Annotated in this window: 19 protein-coding genes; 11 read left to right on the top strand and 8 right to left on the bottom strand. The window is 70.3% G+C overall.

Annotation, left to right across the window (positions count from 1 at the left end; all coding sequences use genetic code 11):
* Positions 1-101 precede the first annotated feature (101 nt).
* Positions 102-1,385, top strand: coding sequence for an Ig-like domain-containing protein (locus ACIBO2_RS08100; protein WP_358538619.1), 1,284 nt, complete (start codon positions 102-104; stop codon positions 1,383-1,385).
* 210 nt (positions 1,386-1,595) lie between these two features.
* Here the strand turns inward: ACIBO2_RS08100 and trpD are convergent, their stop codons facing one another.
* Together trpD and ACIBO2_RS08090 are read right to left on the bottom strand one after the other, a co-directional pair.
* Complete coding sequence (gene trpD / locus ACIBO2_RS08095; protein ID WP_358538615.1) at positions 1,596-2,642, bottom strand: anthranilate phosphoribosyltransferase; 1,047 nt, start codon at positions 2,640-2,642, stop codon at positions 1,596-1,598.
* A 9-nt stretch (positions 2,643-2,651) separates the two neighbouring features.
* A complete protein-coding gene (locus ACIBO2_RS08090) occupies positions 2,652-3,050 on the bottom strand; it encodes a hypothetical protein (protein ID WP_357641975.1) in 399 nt (132 codons plus the stop codon).
* Between the two features lie 197 nt (positions 3,051-3,247).
* On the opposite strand from ACIBO2_RS08090, the gene ACIBO2_RS08085 reads away from it, so the two are divergent.
* From ACIBO2_RS08085 to ACIBO2_RS08070, 4 genes are read left to right on the top strand one after another with little or no spacing between them, the layout of a single operon-like run.
* Positions 3,248-3,898: a heme-copper oxidase subunit III gene (locus ACIBO2_RS08085; RefSeq protein WP_225298440.1), complete on the top strand. Its 651-nt coding sequence runs from the start codon at positions 3,248-3,250 to the stop codon at positions 3,896-3,898.
* A gap of 14 nt (positions 3,899-3,912) precedes the next feature.
* On the top strand, positions 3,913-4,725 hold the full coding sequence (locus tag ACIBO2_RS08080; protein ID WP_358538612.1) for a c-type cytochrome: 813 nt from the start codon (positions 3,913-3,915) through the stop codon (positions 4,723-4,725).
* Positions 4,722-5,834 carry a Rieske 2Fe-2S domain-containing protein gene (locus ACIBO2_RS08075; RefSeq protein WP_397295959.1) on the top strand — a complete coding sequence of 371 codons (1,113 nt, stop codon included), beginning with the start codon at positions 4,722-4,724 and terminating at the stop codon, positions 5,832-5,834. Before ACIBO2_RS08080 ends, ACIBO2_RS08075 begins: the two co-directional genes overlap by 4 nt.
* A complete protein-coding gene (locus ACIBO2_RS08070; RefSeq protein WP_397295957.1) occupies positions 5,831-7,489 on the top strand; it encodes a cytochrome bc complex cytochrome b subunit in 1,659 nt (552 codons plus the stop codon). Before ACIBO2_RS08075 ends, ACIBO2_RS08070 begins: the two co-directional genes overlap by 4 nt.
* 271 nt (positions 7,490-7,760) lie before the next feature.
* Here ACIBO2_RS08070 and ACIBO2_RS08065 read toward each other — a convergent pair whose 3' ends face one another.
* Both ACIBO2_RS08065 and ACIBO2_RS08060 read right to left on the bottom strand, forming a co-directional pair.
* Positions 7,761-8,048 carry an Lrp/AsnC family transcriptional regulator gene (locus ACIBO2_RS08065; RefSeq protein WP_225298448.1) on the bottom strand — a complete coding sequence of 96 codons (288 nt, stop codon included), beginning with the start codon at positions 8,046-8,048 and terminating at the stop codon, positions 7,761-7,763.
* 9 nt (positions 8,049-8,057) lie between these two features.
* On the bottom strand, positions 8,058-9,758 hold the full coding sequence (locus ACIBO2_RS08060) for a DEDD exonuclease domain-containing protein (protein ID WP_358538604.1): 1,701 nt from the start codon (positions 9,756-9,758) through the stop codon (positions 8,058-8,060).
* A gap of 86 nt (positions 9,759-9,844) precedes the next feature.
* Here ACIBO2_RS08060 and ACIBO2_RS08055 point away from each other — a divergent pair, with 86 nt between their 5' ends.
* From ACIBO2_RS08055 to ACIBO2_RS08045, 3 genes are all read left to right on the top strand, one after another.
* Entirely contained in the window at positions 9,845-11,341 is a 1,497-nt protein-coding gene (locus ACIBO2_RS08055; protein ID WP_358538602.1) for a serine/threonine-protein kinase, read from the top strand.
* A complete protein-coding gene (locus tag ACIBO2_RS08050) occupies positions 11,331-12,800 on the top strand; it encodes a serine/threonine-protein kinase (RefSeq protein ID WP_358538599.1) in 1,470 nt (489 codons plus the stop codon). The genes ACIBO2_RS08055 and ACIBO2_RS08050 overlap by 11 nt, the downstream gene beginning before the upstream one ends.
* A gap of 76 nt (positions 12,801-12,876) precedes the next feature.
* Positions 12,877-14,418, top strand: coding sequence for a hypothetical protein (locus tag ACIBO2_RS08045; protein WP_358538597.1), 1,542 nt, complete (start codon positions 12,877-12,879; stop codon positions 14,416-14,418).
* A gap of 330 nt (positions 14,419-14,748) precedes the next feature.
* Here ACIBO2_RS08045 and ACIBO2_RS08040 read toward each other — a convergent pair whose 3' ends face one another.
* The 3 genes from ACIBO2_RS08040 to ACIBO2_RS08030 are packed head-to-tail and all read right to left on the bottom strand — an operon-like array spanning position 14,749 to position 17,020.
* Positions 14,749-16,275: a PH domain-containing protein gene (locus tag ACIBO2_RS08040; RefSeq protein WP_358538594.1), complete on the bottom strand. Its 1,527-nt coding sequence runs from the start codon at positions 16,273-16,275 to the stop codon at positions 14,749-14,751.
* The gene (locus tag ACIBO2_RS08035; RefSeq protein ID WP_397295954.1) at positions 16,272-16,796 is read right to left on the bottom strand and encodes a PH domain-containing protein; all 525 of its coding nucleotides are present in this window, start codon (positions 16,794-16,796) and stop codon (positions 16,272-16,274) included. Before ACIBO2_RS08035 ends, ACIBO2_RS08040 begins: the two co-directional genes overlap by 4 nt.
* Positions 16,793-17,020: a hypothetical protein gene (locus ACIBO2_RS08030; protein ID WP_397295952.1), complete on the bottom strand. Its 228-nt coding sequence runs from the start codon at positions 17,018-17,020 to the stop codon at positions 16,793-16,795. Before ACIBO2_RS08030 ends, ACIBO2_RS08035 begins: the two co-directional genes overlap by 4 nt.
* A 110-nt stretch (positions 17,021-17,130) precedes the next feature.
* Here ACIBO2_RS08030 and ACIBO2_RS08025 point away from each other — a divergent pair, with 110 nt between their 5' ends.
* Positions 17,131-18,327, top strand: coding sequence for a sensor histidine kinase (locus ACIBO2_RS08025; RefSeq protein ID WP_397295950.1), 1,197 nt, complete (start codon positions 17,131-17,133; stop codon positions 18,325-18,327).
* Positions 18,324-18,986 (top strand): response regulator transcription factor, encoded by a 663-nt coding sequence (locus ACIBO2_RS08020; protein WP_358538584.1) that lies wholly within the window; start codon positions 18,324-18,326, stop codon positions 18,984-18,986. The genes ACIBO2_RS08025 and ACIBO2_RS08020 overlap by 4 nt, the downstream gene beginning before the upstream one ends.
* Here ACIBO2_RS08020 and ACIBO2_RS08015 read toward each other — a convergent pair.
* On the bottom strand, positions 18,961-20,037 hold the full coding sequence (locus ACIBO2_RS08015) for a phosphotransferase family protein (protein WP_358538581.1): 1,077 nt from the start codon (positions 20,035-20,037) through the stop codon (positions 18,961-18,963). The two genes, ACIBO2_RS08020 and ACIBO2_RS08015, sit on opposite strands and share 26 nt — an antisense overlap.
* 198 nt (positions 20,038-20,235) lie before the next feature.
* Between ACIBO2_RS08015 and ACIBO2_RS08010 the strand changes: the two genes are divergently transcribed.
* Complete coding sequence (locus tag ACIBO2_RS08010; RefSeq protein ID WP_358538579.1) at positions 20,236-21,513, top strand: NYN domain-containing protein; 1,278 nt, start codon at positions 20,236-20,238, stop codon at positions 21,511-21,513.
* Positions 21,514-21,573: the final 60 nt, after the last annotated feature.

Raw genomic sequence — 21,573 nt, 5'->3', positions numbered from 1 at the left:
GCCCGCTTTTTGTTGTTCTTTACCGGTGCGCGGATGTGACGAATCAATCACTCAGGGTAACAAGTGAGGGGAATGGATCGATCTCGGACGGGGGAGTGCACGTGGGGCGCTTGGCTCATGGATCCGCCGGGCTGCTGGCCCTGGCCCTGCTGACATCGTGTTCTGGGACCCAGACCGACCCTTCCGGAAGCGCCGGGGCGACCGGTGCCGCCACCGGGGGTCCGGCCGCCGGGGCCGCGGCCGGTCAGACCGCCGCGGTCGGTGACGGAGTCGCGAAGCCGCCTGTGGCGGCCACCGTGGTCGTGAATCCACTCAACAAAGCCGGAAATGTCCCGACGGACCAGACCGTGGTGGTCACCGCGCAGTCCGGCACCCTCAAGAGCGTCCGGATCCAGGGCGGCGGCAAGGCGGGCGAACTGCCGGGCGTGCTCAGCGCCGACGGTACCGCCTGGCGCAGCACCCGTACCGCCAGGCCGGGCACCACGTACACGATCACCACGCTCGCCGCCGGCGCCGACGGCAAGCCGATCGAGAGCACCAGCACGTTCTCGACGGTCAAGGCGACCAAGACCTTCGACATCGAGACGGTGACGCCGAACCGCTACGACACCGGCCTGACGGTCGGCGTCGGCATGCCGGTCATGATCACCTTCGACCAGCCGATCACCGACCGGGTGGCGGTCGAGCGCAATCTCGTCATCCACAGCTCGAAGCCGGTCGAGGGCGCCTGGCACTGGTTCGACGACCGGCACGTGGACTTCCGGCCGCTGCACTACTGGCCGGCCCACACCAACGTCCGCATGGAGGCCCACCTGGCCGGGGTGCGCGGGGCCGAAGGCGTGTACGGCAAGCGCGACTTCGCCTTCGACTTCAAGATCGGCCGTTCGCAGATCACCAAGGGCAGCACCGACGTCCACGTGCTGACGGTTCGCCGCGACGGCAAGACGATCCGTACCATGCCGATGAGCGCCGGCCAGGGCGGGGACTGGAAGTACTACACGACCTCCGGCATCCATCTGGCCATGTCCAGGGAGCCGGTGACCGTCATGACCTCGCCCGGCATCGGGCCCGGCTCGGCGGGCTACTACCAGATGACCGTCTACAACACCGTGCGCATCTCCAACAGCGGCGAGTACGTCCACAGCGCGCCGTGGTCGGTCGGCTCGCAGGGCTACGCGAACGTGAGCCACGGGTGCGTGAACGTCAGCCCGGAGAACGCGGCCTGGTTCATCAAGAACACGCTGATCGGGGACCCGATCATCATCACGGGCTCGCCCCGGGTGCTGGAGCCGACCAACGGGTGGGGGCACTGGCAGGAGAGCTGGCGGGAGTGGCTCAAGTGGAGCTCGCTGAAGGCCGCCCCCACCATGCTCCTTAACCGCTGAACGCTCCTTTACCGCTGAACGCTCCATAACCGCCGAACGCTCCTTTACCGCTGAACGCTCCTCCACCGCTGAGAGCTTTATCGCTCTGAAGGCTCTTTCGCTGAGAGCTCCACTCGTGGAGGGCTCTCCCGCTGAGACCCTCTGTACGTCCCTGTAGCCCTCGTTGCGGCCCTCTTGAGGGTTCGGCGGTCGGTACCGGTCTGGAAGGGGTCAGGCCGGGCGGAGGGAGCGGCTGGTCTCTATCCAGCGGTCCAGCGTGGCGGCGGCGCGGCCGGAGTCGACGGCCTGGACGGCGCGCGCGTAGCCGTCGATCATCGCCGCGTCGAGGTCGTCGCCGGGGCCGTCCAGCGCCACCAGGGCCGCCGCCGCGTTGAGCAGCACGGCGTCACGCACCGGGCCCGTCTTGCCCCGCAGGAGGTCGTGGACCGCCTGGGCGTTGAAGTCGACGTCGCCGCCCTTGAGGGCGCCCGCGTCGGCCCGGGGGATGCCGAGGACGGAGGGGTCGAAGACGGTCTGGGTGGCGACGCCCTCCTTGACGATCCAGACCGTGGAGGTCGTGGCGATCGTGAGCTCGTCGAGGCCGTCGTCGCCGCGGAAGACCAGGGCGGAGACGCCGCGCTCGGCGAAGACGCCCGCGAGGACCGGCAGCATGTTCTTGTCGAAGACGCCGATGGCCTGGGCCGCGGGGCGGGCCGGGTTGGTGAGCGGGCCGAGGAAGTTGAAGACGGTCGGGACGCCGATCTCCTTGCGCGGCGGCCCGGCGAAGCGCAGCGCGGGGTGGTAGACCGGGGCGAAGCAGAAGGCGATGCCCGCCTCGCGGGCGACGAGGGCCGTCTGCTCGGGCGTCAGGTCAAGGCGGATGCCCAGGTGCTCCAGCACGTCGGCGGCGCCGCACGAGGAGGAGGCGGCGCGGTTGCCGTGCTTGACCACGCGGGCGCCCGCGCCAGCGGCCACGATGGCGGCCATTGTCGAGACGTTGACCGTGTGAGCGCGGTCGCCGCCGGTGCCGACGACGTCGACGACCGGGCCCTCGACGTCGAGCGGGGTGGCCAGCTCCAGCATGGTGCGGGCCAGGCCCACCACCTCGGCCACCGTCTCGCCCTTGGCCCGCAGCGCGACCGCGAACCCGGCGATCTGGGCCGACGTCGCGGAGCCGGACATGATCTCCCGCATCGCCCAGGAGGTCTCATCGGCGGTCAGATGCTCACCCGACAGGAGAGCCGAGAGCAGGGCGGGCCAGGTCGTCCGGGCATCCACGGCAGGCACCTACTTTGCGTTGAGTCGGGTCGAGGCGCGGCGGCGCATCAGGTCGGCGACGGTGTCGGCCAGGACCATGGGCTCCAGCGGCTGCGGGACCACGGCGTCGGCCTTGGACCAGTCGGCCAGCCAGCGGTCGTCGCGCCGGGCGATGATCAGGCAGACGGGCGGGCAGTCGTAGACCTCGTCCTTGGCCTGGCGCGAGACGCCCATGCCGCCGGCGGGCTGGGTCTCGCCGTCGAGGATGGCCACGTCGATCTCGCCGGAGCCCAGCCACTGGTGAACCTTGGGCTCGGTGGCGCACTCCACGATCTCCACGAGGGGGACATCGGCGGCGGGTCGCCGGCCGATCGCCAGCCGAACCTCTTCACGGGTGGCGGCGTCGTCGCTGTAGACGAGGACCCTCATCGTGTCGTCGGTGCTCACGGTCGCGCTCACTATCGGTCGTAGCTGTATGGTCACCTGGGATCGTACCGGTGCCCCGGCCCGCAATCCCAGGCCGCCGTCTCTGGCGGGCGTTTTGTCCTCATTTTTTGAGGTTACGGGCATGTTTGTTCCTGCTTACGGGGGGGTCGTGCGCGGGACCGCCCACAGAAGCCGCAATAATGCTGCCCGTGGCGACAGCATCCGCAATAACTTCGACGACGACAGCACAGCCGTACCGCAGACCCAATCTGGTCAGCGTCGGTACGATCGTCTGGCTGTCCTCTGAGCTCATGTTCTTCGCGGCGCTGTTCGCGATGTACTTCACCATCCGGTCGGTGAGCGAGGGCAACGGCCTCGAGTGGGGCCCCGCGCTCCTGCAGAAGGGCGTGGAAGCCGAAGGCGCTCACCTGAACATCCCGTTCGCGACGGTCAACACGATCATCCTGGTCCTGTCGAGTGTGACGTGCCAGCTGGGCGTATGGGCCGCGGAGAAGGGGCAGGTCGGCAAGCTCCGCTTCTGGTATCTCGTGAGCTTCCTGATGGGCGCGGTCTTCGTCGCCGGTCAGCTGTACGAGTACGGCGAGCTGGCGAAGGAGGGCGCGACCCTTTCCGCGAACGCCTTCACCTCGGTGTTCTACCTGACGACTGGCTTCCACGGCTTGCACGTCACGGGTGGCCTGATCGCGTTCCTCTTCATGCTGGGACGGACGTACGCCGCGAAGCGCTTCACGCATGAGCAGGCCACCAGCGCCATCGTCGTGTCCTACTACTGGCACTTCGTCGACGTCGTCTGGATCGGTCTTTTCGCGACCATCTACATTATTCGTTAAGGAACGGGATCTCTGTGACTAGGATCACCGCTTGGCGGCGGCATCCCCTCGCGAGATACGCCGTCCTGATTTTCGCGTTGGCGCTGGTCGGGATGGCATACACCGCCTTTGTACAGGTGGGTAAGCCTGCTGACGCGGCCCTCGCGTCAGGCAGGGTCGACGACGTGGCCGAGGGCAAGGCCCTGTTCGAGCTGCACTGCTCCAGCTGCCACGGGCTCAACGCGCAGGGCATCAGCGGGAAGGCTCCCACGCTCATCGGCGTCGGGGCCGCGGCCGTCGACTTCCAGGTGAGCACCGGCCGCATGCCCGCGGCCGACTCCGGCGCCCAGGCGCCGCGCAAGCCGGAGCACAGCTGGGTCAACCCGGACTCGATCCGCAAGCTCGGCGCCTACGTGCAGTCGCTCGGCGGCGGTCCGCAGGTGCCCGGCAAGGAGCAGGTCGACGCCAAGCTCGGCGACGCGGGCAAGGGCGGTGAGCTGTTCCGCGCAAACTGCATCCAGTGCCACAACTGGGCCGGCGCGGGCGGCGCGCTGACGCAGGGTAAATACGCCCCCAACCTGAACCAGGCGTCTCCCACGCAGATCTACGAGGCCATGATCACCGGGCCGCAGGCGATGCCGGTCTTCAACGACTCGACGATCACGCCTGAAGAGAAGCGCAGCATGATCGCCTACATCACCAGTGTTCGCGAGCAGCAGGACCCGGGAGGTTTTGGCCTCGGGCGTATTGGCCCGGTCACCGAAGGTCTCGTAGCTTGGATAGCGGGCCTCAGCGCCCTCGCCCTCGCCGCCATCTGGATCACCGCGAAGAAGCGACAGAAGTCATGACAGACAACGAGCACGAGATCGAGCAGCCGGACGAACGCGTCCCACGGCGCGTCATCGGCACCCCCGCACCGGGCACCTCGATGCTCGGCGCCCCCGAACGCGAGGACGTCGAGGTAGAGATCCCGGGCGTCACGCTGCAGGACGAGCAGAAGGCGCGCAAGGCCGAGAAGATCGTGGCGCTCTGCTTCACGATCACGTTCGTCGCGGCCATCGCGTTCATCATCTCGTACGTCTACTTCCAGGTCGGTAGCCCGGAGAGCACCGGCGTGTCCAACCTGGCGCTCGGCAGCACGCTGACGATCGCGCTGCTGGGGTTGGCCGTCGGCATCGTGATCTGGGTCCGCATGATCATGCCGAAATACTCCCTGGTCCAGGAGCGCCACCCCATGGTCTCCGCCGAGGAGACCCGGGATGTCGTCGCCGAGACCTTCGTACAGGGCGCCAACGAGAGCGGGTTCGTCAAGCGGAAGCTGCTGCGCCGCACGCTGCTGCTCGCGGCCGCGCCGCTGGGCCTGCTCCCGGTGGTGCTGCTGCGCGACCTCGACAACTCCAAGATGCCCGGCGCCTCCTTCAACAAGCTGCTGCGGCACACGGTCTGGGGTGAGAAGACCAAGGACGGCAAGCCGCGCAGGCTCGTCGTCGAGGGCACCGGCCAGCCGATCCGCGCGGCCGACTTCAACTCGCCGGGCGGCATCCTGTCGGTGGTGCCCGATGGCTACCAGCACGACCTGAACGCCCTGGCCAAGGCGACGCTGATCCTGATCAAGTTCCGGCCCGAAGAGATCAAGTCCGGGACCAACCAGAACTGGACGCACGACGGCATCGTCGCCTACTCCAAGATCTGCACGCACGTGGGCTGCCCCGCGGCCCTCTACGAGCAGACCACCCACCACATCCTCTGCCCCTGCCACCAGTCGACCTTCGACGCCGCCGACGGAGCGAAGGTCATCTTCGGCCCGGCCGCCCGGCCGCTGCCGCAGCTGCCGATCACGGTCGACGGTGAGGGTTTCCTCGTCGCCAAGGGGGACTTCAACGTGCCGCCCGGTCCCAGCTACTGGGAGCGCGGCGACGCCGAAGCCGAGGCCAGGTCCAAGGGAGGCCAGGCATGAGCGAGCTGACCACCGTACCCAAGGCCATCGCCGGCCCGTCGAACTTCCTCGACGAGCGCCTCGGCGCGGGCAACTTCCTCAAGCGCAACTTTCGCAAGGTCTTCCCCGACCACTGGTCGTTCCTGCTGGGCGAGATCGCGCTCTACTCCTTCGTCATCCTGCTGCTGACCGGTACGTTCCTGACGTTCTGGTTCAAGCCGAGCATGGCGGAGATCGCCTACGACGGGTCGTACGCCCCGCTCAAGGGCGTCGAGATGTCCCAGGCCTACGCGTCGTCGCTGGAGCTCAGCTTCGACGTCCGGGGTGGTCTGCTCATGCGGCAGATGCACCACTGGGCGGCCCTGATGTTCGTGGCCGGCATGATGGTGCACGCGCTGCGGGTGTTCTTCACCGGCGCCTACCGCAAGCCGCGCGAGCTCAACTGGCTGATCGGCGTCGGGCTGCTGACGCTGGCGCTCGCCGAGGGCCTGACCGGCTACTCCCTGCCTGACGACCTGCTGTCGGGCGCCGGTCTGCGGATCACCGAGGGTGTGGCGATCTCGCTGCCGCTGGTCGGCACGTACGTCACGTTCTTCCTATTCGGCGGGGAATATCCGGGTGAGGATGTCATCTCCCGGTTCTACTCACTGCACATCCTGCTCATCCCGGGCATCATCCTGGCGCTCGTCTCCGCCCACATGGTGCTCATGTGGACGCAGAAGCACACCCAGATGCCCGGCAAGAACCGTAACAACCACAACGTGGTGGGAGCGCCCTTCTACCCGGCCTTCATGGCCAAGGCGGGCGCGTACTTCCTGTTCACGTTCGCGGTGGTGGCGGGGTTGGCGACGTTCGCCCAGATCAACCCGATCTGGCTGTTCGGGCCCTACACGCCCGCCGACATTTCGGCCGGTTCGCAGCCCGACTTCTACATGGGCTTCCTCGAAGGCGCGCTGCGCATCATGGTGCCGTGGGAGATCAACCTGTTCGGCACGTCCCATGCCGGGACACTGCCGCTCAGCGTCATCATCCCGGCGCTGGTGCCCATGGGCATCATCATGACGGGCCTGGCGCTCTATCCGTTCCTGGAACGCTGGGTCACGGGCGACAATCGCGAGCACCACATCGCCGACCGCCCGCGCAACAACCCGCACCGCACGTCGATCGGCATGACGGCCATCGTGTTCTACGGTGTGCTCTGGCTGCTCGGCGCCAACGACGAGATCTCGGCCAACTTCCACATCAGCCTGAACGTGACCACGTACGTGGGGCGGGTGCTGATCTTCGTACTGCCCGCGCTGGCGTACCTGATCACTTATCGCATCTGCCTCGGCCTGCAGCGCTACGACGCGGGTGTCGTCTCGCACGGCGTCGAGTCCGGTGTGATCAAGCGGTTGCCGCACGGCGAGTACATCGAGCTGCACACGCCGGCGGACGACGACATCGCCGCGCACGTCCAGGGCAAGGAGCCGGTGCTGATGCTGCCGGCCGCCCCCGACAGCGCGGGGATCCCGCCGAAGGGGATGCGCGGCCCGATCGGCAAGCTGCGCGCCCTGATGTCCAAGGCGTACGGAGGGGAGAAGATCCCTCTCGACGACGGGCATGGGCATGAGCATGAGCATGAGGAGGAGCACGCGGCGATCGGAGCCGGCGACGACCACTCCGTGACACGGTAGTTTCTCTTCGGTTCGGGCCCGGACGGATCATCCGTCCGGGCCCGTTCGTTTGCCGTCAGGGCCGGTGCGGTGAGGGGTCGTCAGAAGCCACGGTCTCACCGTCTCGTCACGGCGCCCAACCCCGCACACCTCAGGACCGTATCCCTGGACAGGGCCCAGCCCCGCACGCGCATGGGGGCTCACCGTGCCGGCCGTAAAAAAGCCTGATTTCCCGCGCTATGGGCGGCGCTCAGCCCGTGCCGGTCGTAACGCGGCTAATCCCTACGTGGAGCTAGTCGCTTTCGCCGAAGCCGATCGAGAACGCCGCGTCGAGATCGTGCTTGGAGTAGGTGCGGAAGGCGATGTGGGTCTCGGTGTGGAGCACGCCGGCCACCTTGTTGAGGCGCCCCGGGATCACCTCGGCGATCTGCTCGTAGGCGGCCACCCGGACCATCGCCAGCAGGTCGTATTCGCCGGTGATGGAGTAGACCTCGCTGACCCCCTCGATCTCGGCGATCGTCTGAGCGACCTCCGGGATCCGGTCTACCTCGGCGTTGATGTGGACGATAGCCGTGACCATGGGCCAACTCTAGCGGCCCTGATCGAGGCCGCGGTAGGCGAGGTCGATGCGGGCCTTGTGGCGGGCGGCGCCGTGGGCGGGCAGGCTCCACTCGCCGTCGACTTCCACCAGGCGGATCCCCGGTGACTCCAGCCACCGCAGGATGCACTCGGTCTCCTCGGCGCTGGCCGCGTGGACGGGCCCGGGGCCGGGGATGACGCTCTCGGCCATGGCCACGAGGGACTCGACGTAGGGGACGGGGTGGGCGCCGCGTGGCATGACGCCGGCCGCGCTGAGCCGGCCGTAGCGGATGACGTGGATGTCCCAGCCGCCGTCGAAGGCCGGGCTGGCGGCGACCAGCTGGGGGATGCGGGTGATGGCCGTGAGGCGCTGCATGCGGGCCGCGGCGCGGACGAAGGCCGCGAGGCGGTCACGGTCGACGGAGGCCTCCTCGTAGCGCTGCTCGACCGAGAGGCGCTCCATGCGGGCCGACACCGCGGAGAAGACGGACGAGGCGTCGAGGGTCATGGCCCGGCGGGCGGCCTGGGCGTGCAGCGCGTAGTCGGTCTGGCTCTCCCTGCCCTCGCACGGCGCCCCGCAGCGGCCCATCTCGTAGAGGACGCAGGCCGCTCGGTGGGTGCGCAGGCTGATCGGCTGGGTGCACTGGCGCAGCGGCACCGCCTCGTGCAGGGCGATGCGGGCGTCGTCGGCCGAGCGGCTGCTGGAGAAGGGGCCGAGGTAGGCGGCGCCGTCGTCCTTGAGCTCGCGCACGATCGACAGCCGGGGGAACGGCTCGTCGGTCAGCTTGAGCCAGACGACCTTCTCCGGGAAGCGCGACCTGCGGTTGTAGCGGGGTTTGGCGCCGCCGATCAGGCGCAGCTCGCGTACTTCGGCTTCGAGGGCGGTGGTGCAGACGATGTGGCGGACCCGTTCGGCGATGCCGATCATCTCGCGGATGCGCGGGCGGGTCTCGCTGGCGGTGAAGTAGGAGCGGACGCGGTTGCGCAGGTTGGTGCTCTTGCCGATGTAGAGGACCTCGCCGCGTTCGTCCTCGAAGAGGTAGACGCCGGGGGAGTGGGGCACCGACTCGGCCAGGTGGCGCTTGCGCTGCTGTTCGGGAGTGGGGGCGCGGACGAAGGACTTGAGCTCTTCGAGCGTGTGGACCTGGAAGGAGCCGGCCCGCTCGATCAGCCCGTGAAGCACGTGGACGGTGGCCTTGGCGTCCTCCAGAGCGCGGTGGCAGGGGTCGGTCGGGCTGCGGAAGAACCTGGCCAGCGTGGCGAGCTTGGCGTTGGGCGTCTCGTCACGAGTCAGCACCCGGCGGGCCAGGTCGACGGTGTCGACGACCGGATTGGCCGGTGGGGGATAGCCGTGGGCCGCGCAGGCCGCCTTGACGAAACGGGTGTCGAAGCTCGCGTTGTGGGCGACCAGGGTCGTGCCGCGGATGAACTCGAGGAAGGCCGGCAGCACCGACTCGATGCGCGGTGCGGCCACCACCATGGCGTCGGTGATGCCGGTCAGCACGGAGATGAACGGCGGGATCGGCCCGCCGGGATCGACCAGCGTGGAGAACTCCCCGAGCACCTCGCCCGCCCGCACCTTGACCGCGCCGATCTCGGTGATCATGTGATCGGCCGGGGAACCCCCGGTCGTCTCGAGGTCGAACACGACGAACGTGACGTCGCTCAGCGGAGTGCCGAGCTCGTCGAGAGTGCCTTGAACCGGATCCACGAACCAAGACCATAGAGAGGTAGACCGACAGTTATCAGTTTCGAACGAATAACTGTCTGGCTTGATCCTTAGTTACCCTTCCGTTTATGTCCGGGGGAAGACTCGCCAGCCGCTACTCACTGCTGCGGCCGCTCGGTAGCGGCGGCATGGGCAGGGTGTGGCTGGCCAGGGACGAGATGCTTGACCGCGAGGTGGCGGTCAAGGAGGTCACGCTGCCCGAGGGCCTGTCCGCCAAGGAGCGCGGCGACCTCGTGACCCGGGCCGTACGCGAGGCCCAGGCGACCGCGCGGCTGCGGCATCCGGGCATCGTGGCGCTGCACGACGTCATCGTCGAGCACGAGCGGCCGTGGCTGGTCATGGAGCTGCTGCGGGGCCGTACTCTCGCGGAAGCGGTCCGGGAGCGCGGGGCGATGCCGCAGGAGCAGGTAGCCGACATCGGGGCACGCGTCCTGGACGCGCTGTCCACCGCGCACGCGCAGGGGTTGCAGCATCGCGACGTCAAACCGGGCAATGTCTTCCTCACCGACGGCGGCCGGGTTGTGCTCACCGACTTCGGCATCGCCCGGCAGGAGGGGCAGGCGACGCTGACGGAGCAGGGGCTGATGATCGGCTCGCCCGGCTTCATCGCGCCCGAGCGGCTGGAGGGTGAGCCGGGCGGCTCGGCCAGCGACATCTGGTCGCTCGGCGCCACGCTTTTCACGGCCGCCGCGGGCGGGCCGGCCTACGGCGGCTCGCCGGCCGAGCGGATCAGGGCGACGCTGACGCTGCCGCCGCCGGTCGTGCCCGGCCCGATCGGGCCGGTCCTCGCCGCCATGATGGCACGCCATCCCGCCGCCCGCCTTGACGCGCGGGCCGCCGTTCACGCGCTCGGGGAGGTCGCGGCCGGGCGGACGGTCCGGCTCGCGACGCAGCACGATCTCACCGCGCCCGGCCGGGTGAAGCGCCGCGGTAAGGCGATCGTCTGGATCGCCGCCGCCGTGGCGGTGCTGCTGATCGCCGTCGGCGTCACCTACTTTGTGGCGAAAAATCAGGACAAGGTGCCGGAAGCCTTCAGCGTCCCCATGAACGTGTGCTCGCTCCTCGCCCAGGCCGAGATCGGCGAACTGCTGAACACCCGGCAGCCGCCCAAGCCACAGCCCGGCTCCGACGAGGTCGGCCCCAAGTGCGGCTGGCCGGTCCAGGGCAGCGGCGTGGGGCTGCAGCTCCAGAAGGACTCCGACACCGCCGACCCCTGGTCGATGACTCCGGTGACGGCACACACGCTGCTGGGCAACCAGCAGCGCTACTGGGCCAAGTACGACCAGGTCGACTGGACCTGGCCGGAGATCGGGGTGAAGAACTCACTCAAGGCCAAGCGCACTCCGGTCCACGCCCTCACCGGCCTCGGGGAGGAGGGCTTCGCCTTCGAGCTCACCGGGCCGTCGGGGCGGGTGCACTCCGCCCACGTCTACTACCGGCTGGCCAACCTGGTGGTGAGCGTCGAGTACACCACGCTCGCCACCAAGCCCACCGACGAGGACATCAGGCAGTCGGCGCTGAAGGCCGCGCGGGCCAGCGAGCGGGCGTTGCGCAGTGCAGGCTGACTTCTACCTCCTGGCCGGCCGTTACCGCCTGGTGGAGCGGCTCGGCGAAGGCGGCGCGGGCACCGTGTGGCGGGCGCTCGACCAGACGCTCGACCGGCAGGTCGCGGTCAAGCAGGTGCGGGTGCCGGCCGGGCTGACGCCGCGCCAGCGGGCCGAGTTCGCCGATCGGGCGATCCATGAGGCCAGGTCCGCGGGGCGGCTGCGCGATCCCGCCATCGTGCTCGTCCACGACGTGGTGCTCGACGGTGACCAGCCGTGGATCGTCATGGACCTGGTCGCCGGGCGCTCGCTGGACAAGGTCATCGTGGCGCGCGGCCCGCTGCCGCCGCAGGCCGTGGCCCGCATCGGGGCACAGGTGCTGTCGGCGCTGCGGGTGGCGCACGCGCACGGCATCCTGCATCAGGACGTCAAGCCGGGCAACATCATGCTCGACGCCGACGGCTCGGCCATGCTCACCGACTTCGGCATCGCGACCCCGATGGGCGGCCGGGGCGATCGGCGGGGCACCGCGGGCTCGCCCGGCTACATGGCCCCCGAGCGGCTGAACGAGCATGCCGCCGGCCCCGCCTCCGACCTGTGGTCGCTCGGCGCGAGCCTCTACACCGCGGTTGAGGGCCGGCCGCCGTTCGAGCGCGCCCTGCCGGCCGCGGTGGCCGCCGCGGTGCTGCTGCACGACCCGCCGTTCCCGGCCAGGGCGGGGCGTGAGCTCGGCGGGCTGCTGATGGCCATGCTGGCCAAGGACCCCGCGACCCGGCCCTCGGCCGAGCAGATCGGCGAGCGGTTGAGCGGCGTGCCCGCTTCCGGCGCTCGCTTCGTGTCCGCTTCCGGTGCTCGTCGGCGCCGATGGTGGCTCGTGCCCGCCGTGCTGGCCGCCGTCGCCGTGGTGGGGGTGGGCGGCTGGTACGGCGTGAGCGTACTGAACGGGCCGAAGGAGACGGGCAGCTACGCGGCGGCGCCCGACCCGTGCGGGCTGATCGGTGACGCACAGGCCGGGCAGTTGCTGAACGGCCCCGGGAAGATGCCGGTGCAGCGGCAGCGCACCAGGGCGGGCGAGTGCGTGTGGCAGGTGCGCGACGGCTCCCGGGTCGTCCGCTCGATCACCGTGCGGACCAGGGCCGAGCAGCCCGACGGCGACTACAGCGGCCCCGCCGTGGCCCGGCTGCGGTTCGACAGCGAGCGCGGTAGCCGCGCGGCGGCGAAGGGCACGGTCTTCCGCAAGACCGTCGGCCCCCTGGCCGATGTGCCGGGCGTGGGCGAGGCGGCGTTCGTCCAGGACGCCTACGAGCTCTACATGAACAGCACCAAGTCCGGCCGATCGGACAGCACGCTGCTCTTCCGTACGAGTAACCTCGTGGGCGAGGTCATCCTGCGCCGCGAGGACGTTCCGCCGAGCTCTCCGGCCGACAGGAAGACGGCGATCGAGTCCGCCCGCGTGGTCTCCGCGGCGCTGCGCAACTGAAGCCCTTCGCAAGCATCTTGCAAGTGGTGTGACTAGCATGTTTCCCCGCAAGTCAGGGCAACCTCAGGAGTCCCTCGTGAATCCCGGTAGCGCGTTCGAGCCGCCGACCAACCCCTATCCGATCCAGGGCAGGCAGTTCGAGCAGCCGACCATGCCACCCGGACCACCCGGACCGCCCGGATCGCCCTGGGGGCCGCCCCCGCCCCCGCCTCCGCCGCGCAGGCGGTCGTGGATCCTGCCCGTGGTGGCCGTCGCCGTGGTCGTGCTGATCGGGGGCGGCGCGGGCGCGTACATCGTGTACGGAAAGGTCGCCCGCTCTACACCCTCGACCGGCGCCAAGCCGGTCAAGTCGCCCGTCTCGGCGGCGGCGCCGGCGTTCGACGTGTGCTCGATGCTGCCCGAGAGCGAGACCGAACGCCTCGTGCCCCAGGCGACGGTGGCCAAGGGCTCCAACGACTCCGACTACACGCTCAGCTTCACCTGCAACTGGGTCAACCGCCGCATCTCGTTCGGCGAATACTGGCGCAGCCGGGAGATCGACGTCCGTGTCGAGCAGCACCGCGGCGACGGAGCCAAGACCGGCCGGACCATGGCCCAGAACTCCTACGACATCGACTACGGCGGCGGCAAGTACGCCGAGACGGCCAAGCCCACGCCGAAGAAGGGAGAGAAGGAGTACGTCTCCCCGGTCAAGGACGTGCCCGGCATCGGTGACGCCGCGTTCGCCCAATACACCTGGCGCCGTTCCGGCAAGCTGCTGTGGTACTCCTTCGGCGAGGCCCACGCCCGCGTCGACGACATGACGATCAGGGTCAAGTACCAAGCCGACCAGCAGCGCAAGGACGCGCAGATCCTCAGCAACGCGACCACCCAGTCGGTCACCGAGGCCAACGGGATCCGCGAGGCCAGCACCGTACTCGGGCACATCGCCAAGGGCGTGGCGGCCTGGAAGGCGCAGCACCCCAACGTGCTGGCCCAGCCGGACAAGGCCGCCGTCACCAGCACGCCCAAGCCCGAGGGGACGCCCTCGCCCACCAACCTCGCCATCTTCCCGGCCGCCTGCCAGGCCATGAAAGACCCGGTCAGCCGGCTGGTCCCCACTCCCACGCCGCGCGCCCGTGGCACCGAGGTGGGCAACGACGCGCAGACCGAGTGCCGGTGGCTGAACCTGGACATCCCCGTGGGCGCCGACGTCAAGCGGATCCGCAGCGCGCTGATCACCACGCACCGCTTCACCAACCGCGCCGGCGTCGAGGACGCGCCGGCCGCGCGCGCCTACTACACGGGGCAGCGCGGCAGCCGCGGCACCAACGCGGGCTCCACCATCGGCGGCATCTCGTGGAGCGGGCTGTCCGAGGTCAAGGGCCTGGGAGAGGCGGCCTTCAGCCAGTACGTGCGGATCATGCACGGCGAGACGTTCGCCTCCACGGGCACGGTGCTGCTGCGGCAGGGGGCGACGGTGATCGTGGTGGACTACTCGGGTGCCGAGCGGCCCAAGGACGAGCCCGTCAACTCGCCCAAGGTCAAGCTGATGCCCGACAAGGAAGCGCGCGACGGGGCGCTGTCCCTGGCCAAGGCGTACCTGGCCGAACTGGCCAAGAAGCCGATCGGCAGCTGACCGCCGTCGGCCTGGCAGGGTGCTTCAGGCCGTCCAGCGGCCACTGTCGCGCATCGCGAGCTCGCTCACGGTCACAGGCATGACCGGCGTCGCGCCGGACCTCTGGGGGCCGCTCAGCTCCCCGCAGAGGCACGCGGCCGCCCGCAGGCGGGTCGCGTGGCGCGGGCTCGGCAGGTGAGCCCGCCCTTCGAGCCGCCGCGAATCCTCCCGCCGCGTCCCGTCGCGGATCGTCCACCCGGCCGGAGCTTGACGGCGACGGTTACAGCTCTGCAAGTGCGTTGCAAGTGCGGCAAATAGCGTGGGCCCCGCAAAGCAAATGAGCCGCGTGATCTAGCTTGTCCAATACAGGGGCATGGGCAAGCCGGGGGAGATCCGCGGCTCGCTGCTTTTGCCGGCGAGGAAGGGCTCCAGCAGGCCGGGTACGGCGCGTGCCGCCAGGTCGAGCCCCTCGCCCGTGCCGACGTCGACGACGTCGTAGTGCCCGTCTCCCGCAGCCGTCGTCGCCGAGAGCGTGAGCAGACCGGCGCGGCGCTGGAAGAACGACTGCTCGACCGTCCAGCCGACGATGCCGCTCCGGTCGAGCGCGACCGTACGCCGTGCGGCCGAGCCCTTCCTGGTGATCAGGTGGTGCGGGCCGAGCGCGTGGCCGAGCCCCCGGTAGGCGTCGGCGGCCAGCCACAGGCCGGTCGGGAGCCCGATGACCAGCACGGCCACGGGCCAGATCCAGCCGCCCTGCCACGCCCAGAGAAGTGACGGTACAGCGGCCAACGCGGCCAGCACCACGACGGTGACGACCGCGCGGACGAGGCGCCTGCGTCTGGCCGCCGCAGGATGCGCCACCAGCCCGGCCCGCCACGGGCCCGCGACGCGTTCGGCGATCTGTTCGGCCAGTGCGCGGGGGAGTGGCGGGGTGAGCGCGGCCACGTCTTCCGTCTCGTTCTCGGCCGCCTTGCGCAGCCCGGTGGCGACGGCCTTGACCCGCGCTCCGCCGCCCAGCCGCAGCAGCAGCGGTTCGCTGATCTCCACGCCGCGCAGTCGCCGCTCCTCCAGCGTCAGCGACCGGCTGGTCAACAGCCCGCGCCGCAGCCGCAGCCGCCCCGGCTCGCGCTCCAGCCGGTAGCGCCCCCACGACTCGGCGAACAGCAGCAGCGCGCCCGCCACCCCGACCACCACGTTGGCCGCCACGAGCAGCGGCACCGCCAGCCACGGCTGCCCCGTGACCCAGTCCCAGGCGCCCGTCGCCGTCCCGGTGGTGAACAGGTTCACGCCGAACGCGTCGAGCAGCTTGTACAGGGCTCCCAGCACCAGCGCGCCGCCCGCGAACGACCACACCGACAGCGGCGCGTACCTGATCCAGGCCCACCGCAGCTCCGCCACCGCGCGGTCGTCCCCGAGCGGGACCTCGCCGGTCCGCAGCAGGGTACGGCGCAGCTCCTCGGCCTCCCACCTGGACAGCGGGTCAAGGGTGAGCTCGGTCCCCTCGCCCGGGTGCTCTCCGGTGCCGACCTTGACGACGGTCAGCCCGAACACCCGCCGTACCGGATCCGCCGTGAGGTCGACACTGCGCACGCGGTCGCGCGGGATGGAGCGGTGCTGCCGTACGGCGATGCCCGAGCGCAGTTCCAAGCGTTCTGTGGTGAGCCGCCACCGGGTCGAGCGGAGCCGCGCCCCGTCGTACACCAGGACCCCGGCCACGATCAGCGCCGCCGCGCCCGCGCCCGCCGCGACCGTGGCGCCCAGTGACCAGTCGAGCCCGATCAGCGCGCGCACCAGGACGGTCACCGCGGGCACCACGATCGCCAGCGACAGCACCGCCGACGCGCCCAGGCTCCGTGAGGACAGTTTCCGCCAGCTCACGTCGCGTCTCCCGGCGTCGCCTGGGTGATCGCGGTGAGCCGCCGTGCCAGCTCGGCCGCCAGCTCGTGGTCCAGCGCCTCGATCTTGATCGCGCCCGCCGCCGAGCCCGTGGTCACCGTGACGTCCGCCAGCCCGAACAATCGCTGCACCGGCCCCCGCGCGGTGTCGACGGTCTGGATGCGCGACATCGGCGCGACCCGCCAGGTGTGGGTCAGCCAGCCCTTGCGCGTGTAGACGGCCTCGCCGGTGACCTCCCAGCGCTCCACCCGGTAGTACGCGCGTGGCGCGGCCACCGCCAGCAGCAGGCAGCCCGCCGCGAAGACGGCCGTCACGATCCCCAGCCAGCCGGACCGGTCGGTGAACAGCCAGTAGGCCGCCACCGCGGCGGCGGCCACCGGCACGGCCAGGATCATCGCCTGGACCGTCCACCAGGAGATCGCCCGCCTGTCGGCCTGGTTGCGCGGCGGACGCAGCGTCGTCGTGCTCACGTCCGGCTCGCCTGGTCGCGCGGCGGCGCTCACGTCCGGTTCTCCGTCTTGCGCATCGACGCCGAGGCCGAGAGCAGCACCAGCCCGAGCACGCCGATCACGATGGCGGCGAAGATCTCGCGGCCGTGGAGGAACGGCAGGATGTTGACCAGCAGCAGGTCGTGGGCCCACCGCCACCAGCCCAGCAGGGCGTTGACCACGCCGCCGACGCCCTGCGCCACCAGCAACCAGCCCAACAGGTCCAATATCACCTTCATGCCATCCAGCGTTCCGCGCCCGCGATGCCCGCCGCGTCGGCCGTAGGTCTCGGCGACCATCGACTTTGGTCGCTGTCCTTGGGCCCGGGCAGGCTCTAACCTCGTGGAACGTGACGGAATACCGGTGGCTGCTGCCCTCGGTCCTGCTGGGGGACGGCGTCGAGCGGCGTCCGGTGCGGCGCTCGACCCGCGATTGGATCGTCGACGTCCTGATGTTCCTGGCCGCCTGCGGGCTGGCTCTGCTGAGCATGCCGGACCTGGAGGGGCAGCCGACGCCCGTGGTGGCGATCGAGCAGGTGGTCGGCGCGCTGGCCTGCGCGGCGGTGTGGTTGCGCCGCAGGTGGCCGGTCGGGCTGGCGCTGGTGACCACGGTGCTGTCGATCTATCTGTCGCTGGTGGGCGGGCCCGCGGTCGTCGCCCTGTTCACCGTGGCGGTGCACCGGCCGTTCAAGATCTCCGGGCCGATCGTGCTGCTCGGCATCCTGACGCTGATTCCGTTCTCCATGCTCAGGCCCGACAAGGAGCTGGGCCTGCTGGGGCAGAACGTCTTCGGGGCGACCATCGTGCTGACCGTGTTCGCCTGGGGCATCGTGGTCCGGGCCAGGCGGCAGCTCGTCTGGTCGCTCAGGCAGCGCGCCGACAGCGCGGCGGAGGAGGCCAAGCGGCTCGAACGCGAGCGGATCGCCAGGGAGATGCACGACGTGCTCGCGCACCGCATCTCCATGCTCAGCCTGCACGCGGGCGCGCTGGAGTTCCGGCCGGACGCGCCCGCCGAGGAGATCGCCAGGGCCGCCGGGGCGATCAGGAACAGCGCCCACCACGCGCTGCAGGACCTGCGCGAGGTGATCGGCGTGCTGCGCCACTCGGCGCCCGCGTCCGGTGACCCCGTCCCCGACCGCCCGCAGCCCACGCTGGCCGACCTGCCCCCGCTGATCGAGGAGTGCCATGAGGCGGGCATGGAGGTGGACCTCGCGCTCGACGCCGGTGACGCGCCGGAGGGGCTGGGCCGCAACGTCTACCGCATCGTCCAGGAGGCGCTCACGAATGCGCGCAAGCACGCGAGCGGCGCTCCCGTGACGGTCACCGTCGCTGGCGGTCCGGGGGCGGGCCTGACGGCCGAGGTCCGCAACCCGCTTCGGGCACGCCAGAGCACGCGCATCCCCGGAGCCGGCGCCGGGCTCATCGGCCTGACCGAGCGGGCCCAGCTCGCGGGCGGGCGACTCGAACACGGCGCGACCCGCGAAGGCGACTTCCTGGTGCGCGCCTGGTTACCTTGGCCGGTGGAGACTTCCCAGGAGGACGCATGACCGCGCCGATCCGCGTGCTGATCGTCGACGACGACGCCCTGGTGCGAGCCGGACTGTCGATGATCCTCGGCGGGACGGGCGACATCGAGATCGTGGCCGAGGCGGGCGACGGCTCGGAGGTGCCGCCGCTGATCGCCGCGCACCGGCCCGACGTGGTGCTGATGGACATCCGGATGCCCGACGTTGACGGGCTCACCGCGACGGAGGCCCTGCGCGCCGCCGAGTCGCCGCCCGAGGTGGTGGTGCTGACCACCTTCCATGCCGACGCCCAGGTGGTGCGGGCGCTGCGCGCGGGGGCGGCGGGGTTCCTGCTGAAGGACATCCCGCCGCGCGAGCTGGTCGAGGCGATCCGGAAGGTGGCGGCCGGCGAGCCGATCCTGTCGCCCGCCGTGACCCGCCAGCTCATCACGCACGTCTCCGAGGACGGCGGCGGCACGGGCCGGCGTACGGACAGGGCCCGCGACCTGCTGGCCAAGCTCAGTGAGCGCGAGCGCGACGTGGCGCTGGCCGTCGGCCAGGGGAAGTCGAACGCCGCCATCGGCCGCGAGCTCTACATGAGCGTGGCCACGGTCAAGGCGCACGTCTCGCGGATCCTCACCAAGCTGAACCTCAACAACCGGGTGCAGATCGCGCTCACGGTGTACGACGCCAGCCTTTGAGCATCCGCTCGATCGTGGCCCGGTGCAGCACCAGGTCGTCGGGGTCGTCCGGCATGGGCTGCTCGCCGAAGTGGATCCGGCGCTGCCACACCCTGGCCATGATGGCCCCGTGCCGCAGCGCCGCGTACATCTCGTAGAACTCCATGTCCCGCACCTGATAACCCGTCAGCTCCCGATATTTCCCGCAAACGTCGTCGCGTCGCATGAAGTCGGGAATTCCGGGCATGCCGATGGCCTCGGTAATGTCCTGGAAGAAACGGTGCAGGAAGATCATCCATGCCAGATCGAGCTCGCGCGGCCCCACCGCGGCCATCTCCCAGTCGAACACCGCCACCGGCATGAAGTCGCGATACATCACGTTCCCGATGCGGGCGTCGCCCCAGCAGAGCACGTCGGGCCCGGGGTCGCGCGGCCAGTGCGCCTCCAGCCAGTCGAAGCCCCGCTCCAGCAGCGGGATCCGCGTCCCGCCGTGCGCCCACTCGTAATAGGCGCGCTGCCCGTCCACGTGGCGGCGCAGCCCGCCCTCCGGGAGTACGGCCAGGTCCCGCTCGGTGAACGGGGCGTCGTGCAGCGCGGCCACGATCGCCACTGTCGCGTCCTGCAGCCGGCGCCGATCGTCCGGCGCCGCGTCGAGCATCCAGCCTTCGAATGTGTACGGCAGGACGTCGGGCGGTACGTCGCCATCCTCCCGTTCCATGATGAAAAAGGGAGTGCCCAGTGGGTCGGGGTCTGGCTCGAACCAGAGGGCCCTGGGTGCTGGAATTCCAGCTTTCTCCCTGGCCGAGCGCATGATCTCGAACTGGGCCCGCAGATCGTAGGAAGGGAAGACGGGCACCGCTTCCTGGGCGGGCGCCATCCTGGCCACGCACCGGACGCGCTCTCCGGGCCAGGACGCGGTGAAGAAGAGCGTTTCGCTGGACATGCCGTTCTCCATCGGCCTCGACAGCTCGGACACCGTCACCGGCCGGTCAACTCGCCCGCTGAGCCAGATTCCCAGCCGATCGTGCAGTTCCTCCAGGTCACGGGTGGAGGTGCGCATCTCGTCCGTCACGGTGGGCCTCCTGGATGAACACCGGGTGAACGCGGTTCCCGGCCCAGTCGTATACCCCTAACAAGCGCTTGTCCATATCCGACCTGCCGTTACGGACAGGTACACGACAGCCGTACCCTTGTCTGAAAGGGCATGTCACGAAGGGACCGTGGGATGAGTTCAGCGGGTGAAGGTCTGTCTCGCCCGCTTCCCGAGCAGGTGAGACTCAACGTCGTCGATCTGGCGGCGCAGGTCCTCGGGTCCATGCCCGCTGCCACGATTCCGCCGCCGCTGCGCGGCATCGCCAAGTTCGACCCGCGCAAGCGCGCCAAACTGGGCAGCGCGCCCATCGCCGCCCAGCTGGAGAACGACAAAGAGTTCCGCGAGGTGGTCGCCGAGTCGGTGGCCGCCGGATGGCCCGAGCTCGTCGCCTCGCTGATCGAGGGCAACGTGCCACCCGCCGCCGACCCCGTGCTGGTGGCCGCCGCGGCCTATCTGACGCGACCCGTCGGCTGGGCGGAGATGGTCGAGGCCGCCCGGGTCGATCTCGAGCAGTCGGCGGTCGCGGCCGAGGGGACCGAGCGCGAAGAGGTGGTGACCCGGCTGCGCGAGCAGCTCGCCGCCCAGAAGAGCGCCGCCAAGGACGAGTCCGACCGGCTTCGCGAGCAGCTCAGGGCGGCCCGCGCCGAGAACTCCGACCTGCGCCGCAAGCTCCACGAGGCCCGCGAGCGGAGCAAGGCGGCCGTGCGCCGCGCCGAGGAGATGGAGCACGCGGCCGACGACGCCAAGTCCGCCGCCACGGCCGCGGGCAGCGCGGGCGAGTCCGAGCTGCGCCGGCTCCGCGAGCGGCTGGCCGATGTGGAGAAGCAGCTCGAAGCCTCGCGCCGGGCCGCGCGTGAGGGCAGGAGCATCGAGGACGCCCGCGTCAGGGTGCTGCTCGACGCGCTCCAGGACGCCTCCGCCGGGCTGCGCAGGGAGCTGGCCCTGCCCACCATGATCAGCAGGCCCGCCGACTCGGTGGCCGCGCTCACGGGCGAGCGCCCCGGTGTCAGGGGCGTGCCCGCCCGCGCGCTGGCCGACGACGACCCGCAGCTGCTCGACCAGCTGCTCGCGCTGCCGCAGGTGCACCTGATCATCGACGGCTACAACGTGACCAAGACCGGCTACGGCACGCTGACCCTGGCCGACCAGCGCAACCGGCTGATGACCGGCCTCGGCGGGCTGGTCGCGCAGACCAGGGTCGAGGTGACCGTGGTCTTCGACGGCGCCGAGCTCAACGCACCCGTCCAGGTGGTGGCGCCGCGCGGCGTGCGGGTGCTCTTCAGCGCGCCCGGCGAGATCGCCGACGACCTGATCCGCCAGCTCGTCCGCGCCGAGCCGCCCGGCCGGGCCATGGCGGTGGTCTCCTCCGACCGCGAGGTGGCCGAGTCCGTCCGGCGCATGGGAGCCAGACCGGTTCCGTCGGCTCTGCTGCTGCGCAGGCTGGGCCGCGCGTAGATTACGAATCGGTTGTTAGGGTGAAAGCACACCCGCCACTTCTGTACCATTTCGCCCCAG

The organism is Nonomuraea sp. NPDC050022, from assembly GCF_044460705.1.
In the GTDB taxonomy this organism is placed as follows: Bacteria; Actinomycetota; Actinomycetes; order Streptosporangiales; family Streptosporangiaceae; genus Nonomuraea.
Note: the sequence above shows the minus strand (reverse complement) of the source record. Positions and strands in the feature narration are given on the sequence as shown.